Annotated in this window: 9 protein-coding genes; all 9 read left to right on the forward strand. The window is 71.3% G+C overall.

Translation table 11 applies throughout. The features are described 5' to 3' along the window. Positions 1 to 338 precede the first annotated feature (338 nt). The 9 genes from ACR68M_RS07835 (at position 339) to ACR68M_RS07875 (ending at position 17057) form a co-directional block, all read left to right on the forward strand. Positions 339 to 6656 carry a DNRLRE domain-containing protein gene (locus ACR68M_RS07835; RefSeq protein WP_441249709.1) on the forward strand — a complete coding sequence of 2106 codons (6318 nt, stop codon included), beginning with the start codon at positions 339 to 341 and terminating at the stop codon, positions 6654 to 6656. A gap of 11 nt (positions 6657 to 6667) precedes the next feature. After that, a complete protein-coding gene (locus tag ACR68M_RS07840) occupies positions 6668 to 7162 on the forward strand; it encodes a hypothetical protein (RefSeq protein ID WP_441249710.1) in 495 nt (164 codons plus the stop codon). 464 nt (positions 7163 to 7626) lie between these two features. Further along, the gene (locus ACR68M_RS07845; protein WP_441249711.1) at positions 7627 to 9402 is read left to right on the forward strand and encodes a 3-hydroxyacyl-CoA dehydrogenase family protein; all 1776 of its coding nucleotides are present in this window, start codon (positions 7627 to 7629) and stop codon (positions 9400 to 9402) included. Positions 9403 to 9584: 182 nt separating this feature from the next. Next, on the forward strand, positions 9585 to 10490 hold the full coding sequence (locus ACR68M_RS07850; protein WP_441249712.1) for a TetR family transcriptional regulator: 906 nt from the start codon (positions 9585 to 9587) through the stop codon (positions 10488 to 10490). Between the two features lie 347 nt (positions 10491 to 10837). Then, positions 10838 to 12175, forward strand: coding sequence for a crotonyl-CoA carboxylase/reductase (gene ccrA / locus ACR68M_RS07855; RefSeq protein ID WP_441249713.1), 1338 nt, complete (start codon positions 10838 to 10840; stop codon positions 12173 to 12175). Between the two features lie 8 nt (positions 12176 to 12183). Beyond that, a complete protein-coding gene (locus ACR68M_RS07860; protein ID WP_441249714.1) occupies positions 12184 to 14217 on the forward strand; it encodes a protein meaA in 2034 nt (677 codons plus the stop codon). Positions 14218 to 14240: 23 nt separating this feature from the next. Then, positions 14241 to 15203 carry an HpcH/HpaI aldolase/citrate lyase family protein gene (locus ACR68M_RS07865; RefSeq protein WP_441249715.1) on the forward strand — a complete coding sequence of 321 codons (963 nt, stop codon included), beginning with the start codon at positions 14241 to 14243 and terminating at the stop codon, positions 15201 to 15203. A 3-nt stretch (positions 15204 to 15206) separates the two neighbouring features. After that, positions 15207 to 15710 carry a MaoC family dehydratase gene (locus ACR68M_RS07870; RefSeq protein WP_441249716.1) on the forward strand — a complete coding sequence of 168 codons (504 nt, stop codon included), beginning with the start codon at positions 15207 to 15209 and terminating at the stop codon, positions 15708 to 15710. 144 nt (positions 15711 to 15854) lie between these two features. Then, a complete protein-coding gene (locus ACR68M_RS07875) occupies positions 15855 to 17057 on the forward strand; it encodes an acyl-CoA dehydrogenase family protein (RefSeq protein WP_441249717.1) in 1203 nt (400 codons plus the stop codon). Positions 17058 to 17579 lie beyond the last annotated feature (522 nt).

A 17579-nucleotide genomic window follows, 5' to 3' on the forward strand; every position in this document is an offset into this window, starting at 1 on the left:
CGTGGAGGCCGACGGCATTTCCGGGGCAGGTGTCCGGCCGGGCCTTCACTGCTGCCGCAACTGCCGCGCGAGTCCTCCACCGGCGGTGCCGGCCGGCCCCGCGCCGATCAGCACGATTCGATGACGGCTGTGCCTACACTCCGCAACGACCACTACTCTGCGTGACGTCCCCCGATGGCACCCGGCGTGTCATTCCGGTGCCGACTAACCCAGCGTACGGAATCACCTCAAAGGGCCGTTGACCAGGCACTTTCCGGAAGTGCCAAGATCACCTAGCTTCCCCTCCGACGCCCCGCCCTCCCCCGGCCGGGCGCCCTCACGAGGAGAAGCAACCGCCCATGAGACAACCCTCCCGCACCGTCGGGAAGAGCCCGTCGCAGCGGATGCGAAGCGCCGCGCTGGCGCTCGCGTTGACCGCCCCGCTCGTCGCCTGGGGCACCCCCGCCCCGGCCGCCCCGAAGCCCAAGCCCGCCCCGCTGGCCCCCCGCGGCCCGCTCTCCGCCCCGGATCTGCCCTCCGCCCTGGCCACCGCGCGGCTGCGCAAGGCCAAGGTCGAGGTGCTCGACCGGGCCACCGGCCAGTCCCGTACCTGGGCGAACCCGGACGGCACCCTGACCACCGACGCGTACGCGGCCCCGCAGCGCGTCAAGCAGAGCGGCCAGTGGGTGGACGTCGACACGACCCTGACCGCCGCCGCCGACGGCTCGGTCGCACCGAAGGCGCACGACCGGGGCCTGAAGCTGGCGGGCGGCGGCAAGGACACCACCCTCGCCGCCGTCGGCAGCGGTGACCGCCAGGTCGCCGTCGGCTGGCACGGCACCCTGCCGAAGCCCTCGCTGCACGGCGACACCGCGACCTACGCCGAGGTCTCCCCCGGCGCCGACCTGACGGTGCAGGCGACGCGGACGGGCTTCGAGCAGTTCGTCGTGCTGGGGCGGCGCCCGGCCGCCGGGTACCAGGTGACGCTGCCCGTCACCGCCAAGGGCCTGAAGGCCGCTCAGACCCCGGATGGTTCGGTCACCTTCACCGACGCCGCCGGCAAGGCCGCCGGGGTCATCCCCACCCCGGTGATGTGGGATGCCGCCCTCGACGCCAAGTCGCTGGAGCATCCGCACCGGGCGCCGGTGAAGATGACGATGTCCCAGGCCGGCGACACCGTGAACCTCACCCTGACCCCGGACGCGGCCTTCCTGGCCGACCCGGCGACGAAGTACCCCGTCACGGTCGACCCCTCCGCGAGCCTGTCCAGCGTGCTGGACACCTTCGCCCAGACCAGTTACTCCACCCCGCAGTACTCCTCGACCGACCTCAAGCTCGGCACCTACAACGGCGGCGCCGACACCGCCCGGTCGTTCCTGCAGTTCCCGGTGCAGCAGTTGGCCAACACCAAGATCCTCTCCTCCTCGCTGAACCTGTACGAGTACTGGTCCGGCAACTGCGTGCAGAACTCGTGGGAGCTCTGGCAGACCGGCGCGGCGAGCACCTCCACGGTGTGGACCAACCAGCCCTCCTGGACGACGAAGTACGCCACCACCTCGCAGACCAAGGGCTACCCGGCCTCCTGCGGCGGCGCGATCGCCCCGGGCTGGGTCTCGGTCGACCCCTCGGCGTTCCTCCAGTACGCCGGTGACCACGGCTACAGCTACGCCAACCTGGGCCTGCGGGCGACGAACGAGACCGACTCCAACAGCTGGAAGCGGTTCTACTCGGCCAACAACGGCAGCAACGTGCCGTACCTGTCGGTGACGTACAACGCGTACCCGATGGCCGCCACGCCGAACGTCGCCCCCGGCGTCAGCTCCGTCTCGGGCTCCACCACCACGCTGTGGAGCGACTCGGCGACGCCCGAGCTCCAGGCGACCGTCACGGACGCCGACGGCGGCAACCTGATGACGCAGTGGAACGTCTACGACACCACCGGCGGCGGCAACACCCAGGTGATCGCCAACCTCAACGGCTCCTGGACGGCCTCCGGCGGCATCTCCAGCGCCCAGGTCCCGGCCGGGAAGCTGACGGACGGTCACACCTACACCGCCTGGCCCTGGGGCTTCGACGGCTCGCTCTGGTCCCGCCAGACAGTGCCCGGCGGGCTGACCTTCAAGGTCGACACCACCCTGCCGAACGCCCCCACCGTCAGCTCCGCCGACTACCCGGCCGGCGGCTGGGCCAAGGGGGCGGGCCAGACCGGCTCGTTCACCCTCACCCCGCCCGCCTCGGGCGGCGACACCGGCGGCCTGGTCTGGCAGCTCGACAACGGCGCGCAGACCACCACCCCCACCACCGGCGCAGCCGTGACGGTCACCGCCACCCCGGCCGCCGACGGCCCGCACCGGCTGACCGTCCTCACCCGTGACCTGGCGGGCAACCTCTCGGCCCCGACCACGTACGACTTCGACGCGGGCACCGGCGCCGTGACCTCGCCCGCCAAGGGCGACCGCACCGACAAGCGCGTGACGCTGACGGCGGCGGGCGGCGCGACCGCGCAGTCCGTCACCTTCCAGTACCGCCGCGCGGGCGCCGACACCTGGACGGACATCCCCGTCGCCGACGTGGCGCTGTCGGCCTGGCCGGTCGCGATCACCGGTGGCGTCTCCGCGCCACTGGTCTGGAACGTCGCCGCGAGCCTCGGTGACGACGGCGCCCTCCAGGTGCGCGGCCGGTTCACCGACTCGGCCACCGGCAGCTACACCTCCTCGGGCGTCGACCTCACCCTCGACCGCCACTCCTCGCAGGCCGCCTCCACCGACATCGGCCCCGGTAGCCTCAACCTCTCCACCGGCGACTACCTGCTCTCCAGCAAGGACGCCGCGTTCTTCGACCTGACGCTCAGTCGTTCCGCCTCCTCCCGCAACCCCTCGGGCGGCGCCGCCAGGGGCCAGGTCGCGCCGTTCGGCCCGCAGTGGTCGCTCAGCGGCGTCTCCAACGCGGCGGGCACCGCCTACACCGAGATCCGCCCGGTCACGGCCAACGCCGTGCAGCTGGTGGTCGCGGGCGGCGACGAGATCCCCTTCACCAAGGGCTCGGACGGCACCTGGACACCCGGCCCCGGCAACGAGGACTTCAGCCTCGGCTACAACGCCGCCGCCAACACCTACGCGCTCACCGACCTCTCCGGCACCGTCACCGTGTTCACGGCGGCGGCGGGCGGGGTCTGGGCGATCTCGTCGTCCACCCCCGGCGGCACCGGCAACGACACCCGCTACCGCTTCGACTCGGTCACCTCCGGCTCGGACACGCTGCTGCGCCTGGCCCGGATGGCCGCCCCCACCACGGCCGTCACGGACCTGGCCGGCTCCTGCCTGACGGCGGCCACGCCCGCCTTCGGCTGCCGCCTGCTGGAGCTGGGGTACGCCACCGCCACCACGGCCACCGGCACCACCAGCGGCTTCGGCGACTACACCGGCCAGGTCTCCACGCTCACCCTGTGGGCGCCCGACCCGGCCACCGGCACCGAGAAGGCGACGGTCGTCGCCCACTACGCGTACGGCTCGGACGGCCTGCTCCGCCAGGTCTCCGACCCCCGGATCAGCCCCGCCCTGGTCACCGCCTACGGCTACGACGCCGCCGGGCGCGTCACCTCGCTCACCCCGCCCGGCCAGCTCGCCTGGAGCTTCGCCTACGGCACCGCCGGCACGGACGGCGACCCCAACGCGGGGCGGCTGCTGAACGTCTCGCGCGCCGCCCTGGCGCCCGGCACCGCCTCGACCGTCAGCGGCAGCTCGACCACAACCGTGGTCTACGACGTGCCGCTGGGCACCTCGGCGAGCGGCCCGTACGCCCTGGACGCCGCCTCGGCGGCCACCTGGGCGCAGACCGACCTGCCGACCGACGCCACCGCCGTCTTCCCCGCCGACCAGACCCCCGCCGCGAACACCGGCAGTGGCCACCTGGCCAGTGGTGACTACGCCCGCGCCACCGTTCACTACCTCGACCAGAGCGGCCGGGAGACCAACGCCGCCCATCCGGGCGGCCACCTCACCACCACCGAGTGGGACCGGTACGGCAACACCGTCCGCACCCTCACGGCCGGCAACCGCGAGCTGGCCCTCGGCTCCGGCACCGACCCCCGGTTGATCGAGCTCGGGCTCGGCGCGATGACGACCGCCCAGCGGGCCGTCCAGCTCTCCACCCAGAACGTCTACACCGACGCCACCCACCCGACCGACACCTACGGCCCGCTGCACCGCGTCACCCTGGAGCACGACCTCGCCGCCTCCGGCAGCGCGGCCGCCATGCCCGCGGGCACCAGGGTCGCGGCCCGCGCACACACCCACAACACCTTCGACGAGGGCCGCCCGACCGACGGCTCGGCGAAGGTCTCCAGCGAGGTGACCACCACCGTCACCGGCGCCGCCGTCCAGGGCTACGCCACGGACGCCGACCTCCGGACGTCCACCACCGCCTACGACTGGAACACCGGCCAGCCCACCTCCGCCACCACGGACCCGGGCAGCCTCGCCATCACCACCAGCACCGCCTACAACGCGGCGGGCGCCATGATCTCCCGCTCCCAGCCCAGCTCGAACGGCTCGGACGCCGGGACGACCACCACCACCTACTACACCGCCACCGGCAGCGCGCCCTGCGGCGGCCACCCCGAGTGGGCCGACCTGGTCTGCCGGACGGCCCCGGCCGGTGCGATCACCGGCGGCGGCGGCAACCCCACCGACCGGGTCACCGCGACCACCACCTACGACCTGTTCGGCGCCCCGGTGACGCTCACCGAGACGGCGAACGGCACCACCCGCACCACCACCACCGGTTACGACGCCGCCGGCCGCCCGACCACCGTCGCCATCGGCGGCGGCCCAGGCCAGGCGGTGCAGACCGGCACCAACAGCTACGACCCGGTAACCGGCCTCCCGGCCTCCTCCGCCACCCCTGACGGCGCCTCGATCCACCAGAGCTACGACCAGCTCGGCCGCCGCCTCGCCTACACCGACGCCGACGGCAACACCGCCGGCCTCCAGTACGACAACCTCGACCGGCCGACCAAGCTGACCGACTCGGCGCCCTCCACCCTGACGTACAGCTACGACACGGCGAAGGACCCGCGCGGCCTGCTCACCTCGGAGACCGACTCCAACGCCGGCACCTTCACCGCCGGGTACGACGCCGACGGCAACCCCGTCAGCCAGGGCCTGCCCGGCTCGGTGAGCCTCAGCACGGCGACCGACCCGGCCGGGCGGACGACCTCGCGGGTCTACACCGATGGCTCCGGCTCGGTGCTGCTCTCCGACCAGGTCTCCTACTCGGCCGACGGCCGGATGCTCACCCGGGCCCGGTCCGGCTCCGGTGGTCTCGGCGTCGACGACACCTACCAGTACGACGCGGACGGCCGCCTGACCGGCGTGACCGAGCCCGTCACCAACGGCAGCACCGCCGTCTGCTCCACCCGCGCCTACGCCTTCGACAAGGACTCCAGTCGGGTTTCGCAGACCACCGCGACGGGCGCCGTCGCCACCCCCGGCACCGCCCCCGTCTGCCCCACGTCGGGCGGCACCACGGTGGCGCACAGCCTCGACTCGGCCGACCGCCTGGCCGACACCGGCTACGGGTACGACGCCTTCGGACGCGTCACCGCGGAGCCGAACGGCACCACGAACGAGTACTGGAACAACGACCTGGTGCGCCGTCAGACCACCGGTACCAACCGCACCACCTGGTCGCTCGACCCGGCCGGGCGCTTCCACTCGTACCAGCTGGAGACCAACACCGGCGGCACCTGGACGCAGACCGCCTCCCGGGTGAACCACTACGACACCGACGGCGACTCGCCGTCCTGGGTCGTGGAGAACACCACGACCGGCGCGCTCACCCGTTACGTCCCCGCCATCGGCGGCGGCCTCGCGGCGAGCTGGAGCTCGGCGGGCACCGTCACGCTCCAGCTGACGGACGTGCACGGGGACGTCGGCATGACGCTGCCCGTGAACGACGTCAACGCCCCGGTGGTGGTGCTGGCGAGCGACGAGTTCGGCAACCCGCTGGCCGGCACCCAGAACGCCCGCTTCGGGTGGTTGGGCAGCCAGGAGCGCTCGGCGGAGACGCCCACCGGCGACGTCCTGATGGGCGTCCGGCTCTACAGCCCCTCGCTCGGGCGCTTCCTGAGCGTCGACCCGGTGCTCGGCGGCAACGCCAACGCCTACATCTACCCAGCCGACCCGCTCACCGGGAACGACCTGGACGGCCGCCGCATCGACCCGGGCGGCCCGATCAACAACTACCACACCCCGAAGTACTGGCCGCACAGCGGCCGGGGCATGCTGGAGCAGTGCAAGCACGGTGCCCGGAGCAGCTGGGCCTGCGCGATGACCTGGGCCGCCGCCTCGGAGGCCGACCTGGCCTGCCGGGTCTACTTCTGGCGCTCCTCCGACACCGTCCGGGCCCGCAGCGGCATGGGTGACGCCTTCCTGCACGCCGTCTGGGCCGCCGCTGCCGACGCCTACGGCGGCTGGAGCTCGTTCCACCTGGTGCTCGACCACGAGAACGACGGCTGGGGCCCCTACTGGGACGGGTACATGGACACCACCAACGACTGGCGCGGCTACTACGCCTGGGAGAACTCGCCCTGGTGGGCGGGCCTCGGCTGGGTCGAGCACCAGCTCTACCAGAAGGCCCGCAACGGCCAGCTCTACACGCTCCAGAGCGGCATCTGATGGCGACGCGGATGCGTAGGACCGCGGCGGCGCTCGCCCTGACGGCCGGTCTCGCGACCGGCTGGGCGGCCGCCACCGCCAACCACTGGAACGGGCCCTGCCAGCCCCGGTACCCCGGCGTCGACCAGCTGGTCGCCGCACTGCCGACGTATGCCTGCTTCACCGCCGGCGCCCGCACGGCGGACGGCTACCGGCTGGACGTCAGCTACTCCGGCCAGGAACACGACGTGGACGACGCCCTCGCGCTCGCGCACGCCGAGGCCCGGGTCTTCTGGGAGCAGTTCCCCTACCCGGTCTCCGGCATCCGCATCGACACCACGGCCGCCTTCGGCGAGTCGGCGGTCAAGAACGTCACCCTGACCGGCCCCGAGCTGCGCTCCCTCTTCGGAGCCCAGCCCGCCCGTTCCGGCGACCTCCCCGACCCGCCCGTCACCCGCACGGAGATCGTCCTCTGGACGCTCTGCGGACTCCTGCTGGCATCAGCAGTGGGGCTACTACTGCGTTAGTCGCACTGTCCAGGGGCGCGGGGAACTGCGCGAAACCGGAAGGCTCCGACCAGTCGCCTACCGGGCTCGCAAAGTTCCCCGCGCCCTTTTTCCGTGAGCGGGCCCTCTTCCTACGTCGCGGTAACTTCGCTACAGTGACCGCACTGCACCACCGCTGGGCTTCGGGAGCCGCACCAGCGGGGCCGCCGTCCGACGTGCCGACCGCACGTCCTCCGGATCGCGGTGGGGTGCGCGTTTCCTCTTTCTGCGCAGAGTCGCCTTCGCGCCTGAGCACCACGGCACACCCCCGCAGCACGGCCGGAGCGGACCGGCCCGCCGCGCGTTGCCGCAACCGTCATTCCCGAAGCCCCGTGCCGCCGTGCCCTCCTCCAGCGTGCCCCCGTACCCGTACCCGTACCCGTCCGCGGGCCGGGCCGCCGCCGGGGCGCCGCCGCACGGGGACCATGACAAGGAGTCAGGTACACATGGAGCGTCCCTTCCCCACCGTCGCCGTGGTCGGCCTCGGCACCATGGGTGCCGGCATCGCCGTCGCCGTCGCCCGCAGCGGCCGCCAGGTGATCGGCATCGAGGCCGACCCCGCCGCCGCCGCTGCCGCGCTGGCCCGGATCGAGGAGGCCACCGCGCACGCCGTGCAGCGCGAGCGCCTCACCGCCGACGAGCGCACCGCACTGCTCGCCCTGATCTCCGTCGGCGACGAGCTGGCGGCCGCCGCCGGGGCCGCACTGGTGATCGAGGAGGTGCCCGAGCAGCTTGAGCTCAAGCGCGAGATCTTCGCCGAGCTGGACCGGATCTGCCCGCCGGAGACCGTCCTCGCCACCGGCACCACCGCCCTCTCGGTGACCCGGATAGCCGCCGCCACCGCCCGCCCCGAGCGGGTGCTCGGCCTGCACTTCTTCAACCCGGTGCACTCGATGAAGCTGGTCGAGGTCGTCCGCACCGTGCTGACGGCCCCTCAGGTCGCCGAGGAGGCCGCCGCCTTCGCCCGCGAGCTCGGCAAGGAGCCCGTCGCGGCCGGTGACCGGGCCGGGTTCGTGGTCAACGGCCTGCTCTTCGCGTACCTCAACCAGGCCGCCGCGATGTTCGAGTCCAAGTACGCCACCCGGGAGGACATCGACGCCGCGATGCGGCTCGGCTGCGGCCTGCCGATGGGCCCGCTGGCCCTGCTCGACCTGATCGGCGTCGACACCGCGCGCACCGTGCTGGAGGCGATGTACGAGCAGTCCCGGGACCGCCTGCACGCGCCCGCCCCGATCCTCGGCCAGCTGGTCGCGGCCGGGCTGCTGGGCCGCAAGTCCGGGCGCGGCTTCTACACGTACGAGGCGCCGGGCTCGTCCAAGGTGGTCGCCGAGGCGGCCGGTGCGGCGGCCGAGCGGGTGGCCGGGCGCGAGGTGCGCTCGGTGGCCGTCTGCGGCTCCGGCACGATGGCGACCGGCATCGTCGAGGTCTTCGCCAAGGCGGGGTACCAGGTGCTGCTGGCCGCCCGCAGCCAGGAGAAGGCTGACAACGCCAAGGCGCAGCTGACGAAGTCGCTCGAGCGTTCGGTGGCCAAGGGCCGCCTGTCGGCGGAGCAGCGGGACGCGGCGCTCGCCCTGGTCACCCCGACCGGCCGCTACGGCGACCTGGCGGAGGCCGACCTGGTGGTCGAGGCGGTGGCGGAGGACCTGGCGGTCAAGCGCGAGCTGTTCGCAACGCTGGACAAGATCTGCAAGCCGGGCGCGGTGCTCGCCACCACGACCTCCAGCCTGCCGGTGATCAGCTGTGCGACGGCGACCTCGCGTCCGCAGGACGTGATCGGCATGCACTTCTTCAACCCGGCCCCGGCGATGAAGCTGGTCGAGGTGGTCTCGACGGTGCTGACCGGCGCGGACGTCACCGCCACGGTGCTGGAGATCTGCGGCAAGGTGCGCAAGCACGCGGTGGAGTGCGGGGACCGCGCGGGCTTCATCGTGAACGCGCTGCTCTTCCCGTACCTGAACGACGCCGTGCGGATGCTCCAGGAGCACTACGCGACGGTGGACGACATCGACACCGCGATGAAGCTCGGCTGCGGCTACCCGATGGGCCCGTTCGAGCTGTTGGACGTGGTCGGGCTGGACGTCTCGCTGACCATCGAGCAGGTGCTGCACCAGGAGTTCCGCGAGCCGGGCCTGGCGGCGGCGCCGCTGCTGGAGCACCTGGTGGCGGCCGGGTGCCTGGGCCGCAAGACGGGGCGTGGTTTCCGTGACCACGCACGCCGATGAGCAGCCCGGCGGCGAGCGGCCCGGCGGCAGGTGCCCCGGGCGGCGGCGTGCCGGTGCGGCCGGCCTGGAATCCGGGTGCCCCGTCGGCCCGGTGGCCCCGGCCGGTGGTCACCGCGCCGGTGGCTCCGGTGCGCAGGCCCAAGGCGGTCACCGGCCCGGCCGGGGCGTGTAGCGTTCCTGGCATGGACCGGCCGCAGACATCCAGCACGTCGTCATCGCCCAGCACCGTAGCCCCGCTGCCCGCCACCGAGGTGGGCGCGGGCAACCGGCGGGCGGCGGCGCAGCGGTTGCAGATGCGCCAGGATCTGGCGACGGCGGCGATGGAGCTGTTCGCCACCCAGGGGTACGAGGAGACGACGGTCGATCAGATCGCCGCCGCCGCCGGGGTGGCCCGGCGGACCTTCTTCCGGTACTTCCGGTCGAAGGAGGAGGCGATCTTCCCGGACCACGACGACACCCTCGTCCGGGTCGCCGATCTGCTGGCGAGCGCGGACTTCGAGGAGCACCCGCTCGACGTGGTCTGCCGGGGCATCAAGGAGGTGCTGCGGATGTACGCCTCCACGCCGGGGGTGTCCGTAGCGCGGTACCAGTTGATCCGTCAGGTGCCGGCGCTGCGGGAGCGGGAGATCGCGGTGGTCTCCCGGTACGAGCGGCTGTTCACCCGGTACCTGCTGGGCCGGTTCGACGCGGCGGAGGAGATCCCGCCAGGCTGGCAGCGCGGCGGGGACGACGACTCGATGCTGGCGGAGGTCTCGGCGGCGGCGGTCGTGGCGGCCCACAACCACGTGCTGCGGCGCTGGCTGCGGGCGGGCGGCACGGGTGACGTGGAGGCACAGCTGGACCACTCCTTCGCGGTCATCCGGGGCACCTTCTGGGCGACGGCTCCGAAGGGCGGCCGGCGCCGTGGGTCGAGTGTGGCACCCGGTGCCAACGGTGACATCGTGACGCCGTTCGAGGCGAGTGCCTTCAGCGCACTGAGTGCCAGCCCGGGTGGTGAGGTGCTCATCACAGTGGCCCGCACCGACGCTCCGCTGGACGTCGTGGTGGACAGCATCCGGGCCGCACTGGCCTCTCGGCAGGCTGGCTGACCCCTCAGATATTCGCAGGTCAGAGCGGTTCACAAGGCCCGCCCCGGACAGTCGGGGCGGGCCTTTCGCCTGCCTTTCCATGGTCGGTCGAACATGTGTCGGCAACCACTCGAATTGATGACACCCGGTGTCTTTACGAGTGGCACAGGGTGCCATTACCTTGTTACTCACCAGTCGCGGCGCCGCGGCTCCCCACCTTGGCGCGCCGTGTCCGGTTGCGACACCACCAGCCGTCGCAGCAGGCCCGAAAACCCATCCCTCAGACCGACAGCGAAGCCGGTGTCCGCTCCCGGCTCCCCCAGACGCCCTGTGCCCCCCTCACACAGGTAACGCCTACGGAGGCAGCCATGCAGGAAATCCTCGACGCAATCCTCAGCACCGACAGCACCCCGGCGGACTTCGCCGCACTGGCGCTGCCGGAGTCCTACCGGGCGGTCACGCTCCACAAGGACGAGGAGCAGATGTTCGCCGGCCTCGACAGCCGCGACAAGGACCCTCGGAAGTCCCTTCACATCGAAGACGTCGCCCTCCCCGAGCTGGGTCCGGGCGAGGCCCTGGTCGCCGTCATGGCCAGCGCCGTGAACTACAACACCGTGTGGAGCTCGATCTACGAGCCGGTCTCCACCTTCGGCTTCCTGGAGCGGTACGGCCGTCTGTCGCCGCTCACCAAGCGCCATGACCTGCCGTACCACGTGCTCGGCTCGGACCTCGCGGGCGTGGTGCTGCGCACCGGCGCCGGCGTCAACGCCTGGAAGCCGGGCGACGAGGTCGTCGCGCACTGCCTCTCGGTCGAGCTGGAGTCCTCGGACGGCCACAACGACACGATGATGGACCCGGAGCAGCGCATCTGGGGCTTCGAGACCAACTTCGGCGGCCTGGCCCAGATCGCCCTGGTCAAGACCAACCAGCTGATGCCCAAGCCCGCCCACCTGACGTGGGAGGAGGCCGCCTCCCCCGGCCTGGTCAACTCCACCGCCTACCGCCAGCTCGTCTCGCAGAACGGCGCGGGCATGAAGCAGGGCGACAACGTGCTGATCTGGGGCGCCAGCGGCGGCCTCGGCTCGTACGCCACCCAGTACGCGCTGGCCGGTGGCGCCACCCCGATCTGCGTGGTCTCCAACGACCAGAAGGCCGAGATCTGCCGGGCGATGGGCGCCGAGGCGATCATCGACCGCAGCGCCGAGGGGTACAAGTTCTGGAAGGACGAGAACACCCAGGACCCGCGTGAGTGGAAGCGCCTGGGCGGCCGCATCCGCGAGCTGACCGGCGGCGAGGACGTCGACATCGTCTTCGAGCACCCCGGCCGCGAGACCTTCGGCGCCTCGGTCTACGTCACCCGCAAGGGCGGCACCATCGTCACCTGCGCCTCCACCTCCGGCTTCATGCACCAGTACGACAACCGGTACCTGTGGATGTCGCTGAAGAAGATCGTCGGCTCGCACTTCGCCAACTACCGCGAGGCGTGGGAGGCCAACCGCCTGGTCGCCAAGGGCAAGATCCACCCGACGCTCTCCAAGGTCTACACCCTGGAGCAGACCGGGCAGGCCGCCCTCGACGTGCACCAGAACAAGCACCAGGGCAAGGTCGGCGTCCTCTGCCTGGCCCCGTCGGAGGGTCTCGGCGTCCGCAACGCGGAGCTGCGCGAGAAGCACCTGCCGGCCATCAACCGCTTCCGCGACATCTAGAGGCCCCGATGACTGATCAGAAGCGCGACCGCGACCGGCCCTGGCTGATGCGTACCTACGCGGGGCACTCGACGGCGAGCGACTCCAACGCGCTCTACCGGAAGAACCTCGCCAAGGGCCAGACCGGCCTGTCGGTGGCCTTCGACCTGCCCACCCAGACGGGCTACGACTCGGACCACGTCCTCGCCCGCGGCGAGGTCGGCCGGGTCGGCGTCCCGGTGGGCCACGTCGGCGACATGCGGACGCTGTTCGACGGCATCCCGCTGGAGCAGACCAACACCTCGATGACGATCAACGCCACCGCGATGTGGCTGCTGGCGATGTACCAGGTGGTCGCCGAGGAGCAGGGCGCCGACATCGCCAAGCTCACCGGCACCACCCAGAACGACATCGTCAAGGAGTACCTCTCGCGCGGGACGCACGTCTTCCCGCCCGGCCCGTCGGTGCGCCTGATCACCGACATGATCGCCTACACCGTCGCGCACATCCCCAAGTGGAACCCGATCAACATCTGCAGCTACCACCTGCAGGAGGCCGGGGCGACACCCGTCCAGGAGATCGCGTACGCCATGTGCACCGCGATCAGCGTGCTGGACGCCGTCCGCGACTCGGGCCAGGTCGCGCCCGAGGCGATGGGCGAGGTCGTCGGCCGGATCAGCTTCTTCGTCAACGCGGGCGTCCGCTTCGTCGAGGAGATGTGCAAGATGCGCGCCTTCGCCCAGCTCTGGGAGAAGGTCACCCGCGAGCGGTACGGCATCACCGACGCCAAGCAGCGCCGCTTCCGCTACGGCGTCCAGGTCAACTCGCTCGGCCTGACCGAGGCGCAGCCGGAGAACAACGTCCAGCGGATCGTGCTGGAGATGCTCGCCGTCACGCTCTCCAAGGACGCCCGCGCCCGCGCCGTCCAGCTGCCCGCCTGGAACGAGGCGCTCGGCCTGCCCCGGCCGTGGGACCAGCAGTGGTCGCTGCGGATCCAGCAGGTGCTGGCCTACGAGTCGGACCTGCTGGAGTACGGCGACATCTTCAACGGCTCGGCCGTGATCGAGGCCAAGACCGCCGAGCTGCTGGCCGGCGCCGAGGCGGAGATCGCCAAGGTGCTGGAGATGGGCGGCGTCATCCCGGCCGTCGAGTCCGGCTACCTGAAGTCCAACCTGGTCGCCGCCCACGCGGCGCGCCGGGCCCGGATCGAGGCCGGCGAGGACAAGATCGTCGGAGTGAACTGCTTCGACACCACCGAGGAGAGCCCGCTCACGGCCGACCTCGACACCGCGATCATGGTCGTCGACCCGGCCTCCGAGCAGTCGGTGCTCGGCCAGCTCGCCGCCTGGCGCGGCCAGCGCGACGAGGCCGCCGCCCAGGCCGCCCTCGCCGAGCTCAAGGCCGTGGCCGGCACCACGGCCAACCTGATGCCCGCCACGCTGGCCTGCGTCCGCGCCGGGGTCACCACGGGCGAGTGGTCCTTCGCCCTGCGGGACGTCTTCGGCGAGTACCGCGCGCCCACCGGCGTCGGCGGCGCCCCCGTCGCCGTCGCGGCCGAGCCCGGCGGCGAGCTGCACGCCGTCCGCGCGGCCGTCGCCGCCACCGCCGCCGAGCTGGGCGCCGGGAAGCTCCGCCTGCTGGTCGGCAAGCCCGGCCTGGACGGGCACTCCAACGGCGCCGAGCAGATCGCCGTCCGGGCCCGCGACGCCGGCTTCGAGGTGGTCTACCAGGGCATCCGGCTCACCCCCGAGCAGATCGTCTCCGCCGCCGTCGCGGAGGACGTGCACTGTGTCGGCCTCTCCATCCTCTCGGGCGCCCACCCGGAGCTGGTGCCGGACGTGCTCTACCGGCTGCGCCGCGCCGGGGTGGAGGATGTGCCGGTGATCGTCGGTGGCATCATCCCCGCGGCGGACGGCGAGGCCCTCAAGGCCGCCGGCGTCGCCGCGGTCTTCACCCCGAAGGACTTCGGCATCACCACCATCATCGGCCGGATCGTCGACGAGATCCGGCTGGCCAACAGGCTCCAGCCTTGGGCCGCGACCACCACCGCCGCGACCAGCTGATCCGGAAGGACTGCCCCACCCTCATGACTACCGTGAACCGGCTCCGCCCCCGCCGCTCCTGCCTCGCTGTGCCGGGCAGCAACCCGCGCTTCCTGGAGAAGGCCCAGGGCCTGCCCGCCGACCAGGTCTTCCTCGACCTGGAGGACGCCTGCGCCCCCCTGGTCAAGGAGAGCGCCCGCCACAACATCGTGGACGCCCTGAACAACGGCGACTGGGGCAACAAGACCAAGGTCGTCCGGGTCAACGACTGGACCACCCACTGGACGTACCGGGACGTCGTCACGGTCGTCGAAGGCGCGGGCCCGAACCTGGACTGCATCATGCTGCCCAAGGTGCAGGACGCCACCCAGGTCAAGGCGCTCGACCTGCTGCTCACCCAGATCGAGAAGACCATGGGCTTCGAGGTCGGCAAGATCGGCATCGAGGCGCAGATCGAGAACGCCAAGGGCCTGGTGAACGTCGACGAGATCGCCGCCGCCTCCCCCCGGCTGGAGACGATCATCTTCGGCCCGGCCGACTTCATGGCCTCGATCAACATGAAGACCCTGGTCGTCGGCCAGCAGCCCCCCGGCTACCCGGCGGACGCGTACCACTACATCCTGATGCGCATCCTGATGGCCGCCCGCATGCACGACCTCCAGGCCATCGACGGCCCGTACCTGCAGATCCGCAACAACGAGGGCTACCGCGAGGTGGCGGGCCGCGCCGCCGCGCTGGGCTTCGACGGCAAGTGGGTGCTCCACCCGGACCAGGTCGGCGCCGCGAACGAGATCTTCTCGCCCTCGCAGGAGGACTACGACCACTCCGAGCTGATCCTCGACGCCTACGACTGGTGCACCTCCGAGGCGGGCGGCGCCAAGGGCTCCGCGATGCTCGGCGACGAGATGATCGACGAGGCCAGCCGCAAGATGGCCCTGGTCATCGCGGGCAAGGGCCGGGCCGCCGGCATGGAGCGCACCAGCAAGTTCGAGATTCCGGGGGCCTGAGCCATGCAGTTCGGACGCACCTACGAGGAGTTCGAGGTCGGCGCGGTCTACAAGCACTGGCCCGGGAAGACCGTCACCGAGTACGACGATCACCTCTTCTGCCTGCTGACCATGAACCACCACCCCCTCCACATGGACACCAACTATGCGGAGAACACGACGGACTTCGGCAAGAACGTCGTGGTGGGCAACTACATCTACTCGCTGCTGCTCGGCATGTCCGTCCCGGACGTCTCGGGCAAGGCGATCGCCAACCTGGAGATCGAGTCGCTGCGGCACATCGCGCCGACCTTCCACGGCGACACCATCTACGGCGAGACGCTGGTGCTCGACAAGTGGCCGTCCAAGTCCAAGGACGACCGGGGCATCGTGTACGTCGAGACCAAGGGCTACAAGCAGGACGGCACGGTCGTCTGCATCTTCCGCCGCAAGGTGATGGTGCCGACCGAGACGTACATCAAGGCGCGCGGCGGCGAGCAGCCCGGCCGCCCCGAGCCCCTCGCCTAGCCCTTCCCCCAGACCCCGGACGGGTAGGCCGCCGTCATCGGCCGATCCCCACCCCGGTACGGGGGCTCCGCGGAAGTCACGCTTCGCGGAGCCCCCACAACACCTCCCACCCTCTTTTCTTCTTCGCAGACCTGGAGCCGCACGATGGGACGCCTCGCACAGACCGACGGCCTGACCGAGATCCAGCGGGACATCCTCGCCACCGTGCGGGACTTCGTCGACAAGGAGATCATCCCGGTCGCGAACGAGCTGGAGCACAAGGACGAGTACCCGACGGCGATCGTCGAGGGGATGAAGCAGTTGGGCCTCTTCGGCCTGACCATCCCCGAGGAGTTCGGCGGCCTGGGCGAGTCCCTGCTGACGTACGCGCTGGTGGTCGAGGAGATCGCGCGCGGCTGGATGTCCGTCTCCGGCATCGTCAACACGCACTTCATCGTCGCCCACATGATCAACGCGCACGGCACCCAGGAGCAGAAGGAGTACTTCCTGCCCCGGATGGCCGCCGGTGAGATCCGTGGCGCCTTCTCGATGTCCGAGCCGGGCCTCGGCTCCGACGTCGCCGCGATCTCCACCAAGGGCGTCCAGGACGGCGATTTCTACGTCCTCAACGGCCAGAAGATGTGGCTGACCAACGGCGGCACCTCCACCCTCGTCGCGGTGCTCTGCAAGACCGACGAGGGCGGCTCCTCGCCGTACAAGAACATGACCACCTTCCTGATCGAGAAGACGCCGGGCTTCGGTCCGAACCCGAGCGTCCCCGGGCTCACCGTGCCCGGCAAGATCGAGAAGATGGGCTACAAGGGCGTCGACACCACCGAACTGGTGCTCCAGGACGTCCGTATCCCTGCGAATCGCATCCTGGGCGGCGTCCCCGGCAAGGGCTTCTACCAGATGATGGACGGCGTCGAGGTCGGCCGCGTCAACGTCGCCGCCCGTGGCTGCGGCGTCGCCCGGCGGGCGTTCGAGCTCGGCATCTCGTACGCGCAGCAGCGCTCGACCTTCGGCAAGAAGATCGCCGAGCACCAGGCCATCCAGTTCAAGCTGGCCGAGATGGCGACGAAGGTCGAGGCCGCGCACCAGATGATGGTGATGGCCGCCCGCAAGAAGGACAGCGGCGAGCGCAACGACCTCGAGGCCGGGATGGCCAAGTACCTGGCCTCCGAGTACTGCAAGGAGGTCGTGGAGGACTCCTTCCGCATCCACGGCGGCTACGGCTTCTCCAAGGAGTACGAGATCGAGCGGCTCTACCGCGAGGCACCGATGCTCCTCATCGGTGAAGGAACTGCGGAGATCCAGAAGATGATCGTCGGCCGCCGCCTGCTGGAGGAGTACCGCATCGCGGAGTAGCCGCCCGGCGGCCGACGGAAAAGGTCGGCCGGTCGGATTTCGAATTGATCAGTTTTCGGGATCTCTTCGGCCGCCGGCCGGACCACAGAACTTGGAGGACGGGCGTGCGGGCCCGGCCTCCGACTGCCGCCGCAGCCGTGACGATCCCTGGCCTGGTCAGCCGGGGGGAACGGCCCGGCGGCCCGGGGAAAGCCGTAGGGCGCGCACCGGTAGGTGTGCGCCCTACGGCCGCTCCCGCGCACCCGCAATCGACCGAAGGTCCGCCCCGAGCGGCGCTGTTCGTATTGAGACATGGCTCACGCGGGCCGAAGAACCCCTTGGGGAACCGCACTCCGCCGAGCTACGGTCGTATACATAGCAGGCACAGATCGGCACCGCTCCGGACACCTGAACATGCAGGCGGCTTGCCCACCTACCGCCTGGTCCCGATAGCATCCACCGGGACAGCAGCCGTCCCCTTTTCACTCGATCCCCGCGGTGGCCCCCGTCCAGCGGCCATGATCCCCCGCGACTAAGGTCTTC

The sequence above is a fragment of the Kitasatospora sp. McL0602 genome, assembly GCF_052076145.1.
Classification (GTDB): Bacteria; Actinomycetota; Actinomycetes; order Streptomycetales; family Streptomycetaceae; genus Kitasatospora.

Bases quoted from the DNA above. Each gene is read 5' to 3' on its own strand.
- ccrA (WP_441249713.1), top strand. From the start codon at position 10,838: ATGCAGGAAATCCTCGACGCAATCCTCAGCACCGACAGCACCCCGGCG.
- ACR68M_RS07875 (WP_441249717.1), top strand. From the start codon at position 15,855: ATGGGACGCCTCGCACAGACCGACGGCCTGACCGAGATCCAGCGGGAC.
- ACR68M_RS07845 (WP_441249711.1), top strand. From the start codon at position 7,627: ATGGAGCGTCCCTTCCCCACCGTCGCCGTGGTCGGCCTCGGCACCATG.
- ACR68M_RS07870 (WP_441249716.1), top strand. From the start codon at position 15,207: ATGCAGTTCGGACGCACCTACGAGGAGTTCGAGGTCGGCGCGGTCTAC.
- ACR68M_RS07835 (WP_441249709.1), top strand. From the start codon at position 339: ATGAGACAACCCTCCCGCACCGTCGGGAAGAGCCCGTCGCAGCGGATG.
- ACR68M_RS07865 (WP_441249715.1), top strand. From the start codon at position 14,241: ATGACTACCGTGAACCGGCTCCGCCCCCGCCGCTCCTGCCTCGCTGTG.
- ACR68M_RS07860 (WP_441249714.1), top strand. From the start codon at position 12,184: ATGACTGATCAGAAGCGCGACCGCGACCGGCCCTGGCTGATGCGTACC.
- ACR68M_RS07850 (WP_441249712.1), top strand. From the start codon at position 9,585: ATGGACCGGCCGCAGACATCCAGCACGTCGTCATCGCCCAGCACCGTA.
- ACR68M_RS07840 (WP_441249710.1), top strand. From the start codon at position 6,668: ATGCGTAGGACCGCGGCGGCGCTCGCCCTGACGGCCGGTCTCGCGACC.